Source organism: Streptomyces sp. NPDC097640 (assembly GCF_040302705.1).
In the GTDB taxonomy this organism is placed as follows: domain Bacteria; phylum Actinomycetota; class Actinomycetes; order Streptomycetales; family Streptomycetaceae; genus Streptomyces.
This window is the reverse complement of sequence record NZ_JBEOSB010000083.1, coordinates 1-1,913: the sequence shown is the minus strand read 5'-3', so window position 1 is coordinate 1,913 and position 1,913 is coordinate 1. Positions and strand designations below refer to the sequence as shown.

Genomic DNA, 1,913 nt, shown 5'->3' with positions numbered 1-1,913 from the left:
GGATCGGCGTAGACCGCAACACTCGCGATCCCCGCGTCCCGACAGGCACGGGCAACCCGGACCGCGATTTCGCCACGATTGGCGATGAGCACCTTGCGCACGATGGCTCCCTCCTTGAAACAAGCCGAGTTTAGGTACAGGTGACACCACACGCCGAGAAGAACTCGGGCGTGAGCTTGACCACACGGAGCGTGAAACTTGCCGTGAAGAGGCAGCCGTCTCCCCCGTCGTTCCACGGTACGCCCGGTTTTTCGGGCCGGACGGCGGTTCGCGCGGCGGCCGGGTTCTCCGGTGGTCGGAGCCGTGGTCCGCCGCGTTTCTTTGTGGAATCCCTACGAACGCGGGACGGAAACTTTGCCGCGGTGTTCCGGTCTGACGAGTGCCTCCGCGACCCCTTGTCGCGGGGCTTACCCGTTAGTAGCGTTCGTGATGTCGAACCTCCTCGGGGGGACGGCCCCGAGCCGGTGCAGCGGAAGAGGTGGGGCGGGGTGGCGCGACGCAGACCTGTGGCCGTGGTGACGGCCGTGATGCTGATCGTGGAGGCGGCCGGAATAGCGCTGCTCAACTGGGTCCTGGGCCTGGTGGTCGACCGGCAGCAGATGTCCCTGGGCGGCCTCGACCCGGACGCGATGTCGGTCGGCACATGGGTGGCGGGCGGGGTCTTCGGCCTCTATCTGCTGCTGTGCGGCCTGGTGCTGCTCCGGATGGCCGTACGGGACCGCGCCCCGGGGCGCTTTGCCCGCATCCTGCTCATCACCTGTGCCGTGGCGCACGCGCTGGTGGGCGCCTTCGTGGTCGGCCTCGTCGGCTGGCTCGCCTTCGCGCTCATGATGGTGATGCTCGGCCTGATCGTGCTGAACCTGCTGGCGTACGACGAGACGGACCGCCCGGCCGAGCCCGCCGGCGCGACCGCCGCCCCGGACGCCCCGCGTCCCGCTTGAGGGGTGCCGCGCGGCCGAGTTGCCGCCCGGCGCCGTAGCCGGGTGCCGGGCAGCGACCCCCGGCCGGCTCACTGCCCGGCGTCGGCCCACAGGTCGGTGATGCTCACGCCCAGCTCGGCCAGGAGCCGGCGCAGCAGCGGCAGGGACAGCCCGATGACGTTGCCCGAGTCGCCCTCGATGCCGTCGACGAAGGGCGCGGAGCGGCCGTCGAGCGTGAACGCGCCCGCCACATGCAGGGGTTCGCCGCTGGCGACGTACGCCGCGATCTCGGCGTCGGTCGGCTCGCCGAAGTGGACCGTGGTGGAGGCGGTGGCGGAGGTGCGGCGGCCGGTCGCCGTGTCGATCAGGCAGTGCCCGGTCCGCAGCACGCCGGAGCGGCCGCGCATGGACTTCCAGCGGGCGGTGGCCTCCTCCGCGTCCGCGGGCTTGCCGAGCGCCTGGCCGTCCAGTTCCAGGACCGAGTCGCAGCCGATGACCAGGGTCCCGGCCGCCTCCGGGAGCGCGGCCACGGCGCCCGCCTTGGCCTCGGCGAGTATCCGCGCCAGCTCGGCGGGGGTCTCGGCGCTCAGTGCGTCCTCGTCCACACCGCTGACGATCACCTCGAAGGCCAGCCCGGCCTGGCGCAGCAGGGCGCGGCGGGCGGGGGAGGCGGAGGCGAGGATGAGGGCGCGCGGCGTGTCAGTCATGCGCCCTAGCGTAGGTGGCCCGCCGGTCGCGGACACCGGCCCGGGCACCGGCCCGGGTACAGGTCACGGGTGCATGCTCAGCAGCAGCATCAGGGTCAGGGTCGCGACCGCGAGCACCGTGCTCGCGCGGCGGAGCATGTCCTGGACCCGCCGCAGTTCGTCGGGCGGCTCGTCGGGCGGATCGGACCACAGCATGCGTTCGATCCTGCGCCGTGGCGCGGCGGTGGGGGGGGGGGGGGGTGGGCGCCGGCGCCCGGCCGCTCGGACGAGATAAATTATAAACTCA

At 72.3% G+C, this 1,913-nt stretch carries 4 protein-coding genes; 1 reads left to right on the top strand and 3 read right to left on the bottom strand.

Going from position 1 to position 1,913, the window contains the following annotated elements; all coding sequences use genetic code 11:
• Positions 1–101, bottom strand: a 101-nt coding sequence (locus tag ABTY62_RS47420; protein ID WP_158786612.1) for a biotin carboxylase N-terminal domain-containing protein, incomplete at its 3' end; no start/stop codon positions are given.
• A gap of 426 nt (positions 102–527) precedes the next feature.
• Here ABTY62_RS47420 and ABTY62_RS47415 point away from each other — a divergent pair.
• The gene (locus ABTY62_RS47415; RefSeq protein ID WP_352135617.1) at positions 528–941 is read left to right on the top strand and encodes a hypothetical protein; all 414 of its coding nucleotides are present in this window, start codon (positions 528–530) and stop codon (positions 939–941) included.
• Between the two features lie 68 nt (positions 942–1,009).
• On the opposite strand, the gene ABTY62_RS47410 is transcribed toward ABTY62_RS47415, so the two are convergent.
• Together ABTY62_RS47410 and mmpB are read right to left on the bottom strand one after the other, a co-directional pair.
• Positions 1,010–1,627: a Maf family protein gene (locus tag ABTY62_RS47410; protein WP_352135616.1), complete on the bottom strand. Its 618-nt coding sequence runs from the start codon at positions 1,625–1,627 to the stop codon at positions 1,010–1,012.
• Positions 1,628–1,690: 63 nt separating this feature from the next.
• Positions 1,691–1,822, bottom strand: coding sequence for a morphogenic membrane protein MmpB (mmpB, locus tag ABTY62_RS47405; RefSeq protein ID WP_352135615.1), 132 nt, complete (start codon positions 1,820–1,822; stop codon positions 1,691–1,693).
• Between the last annotated feature and the right edge of the window lie 91 nt (positions 1,823–1,913).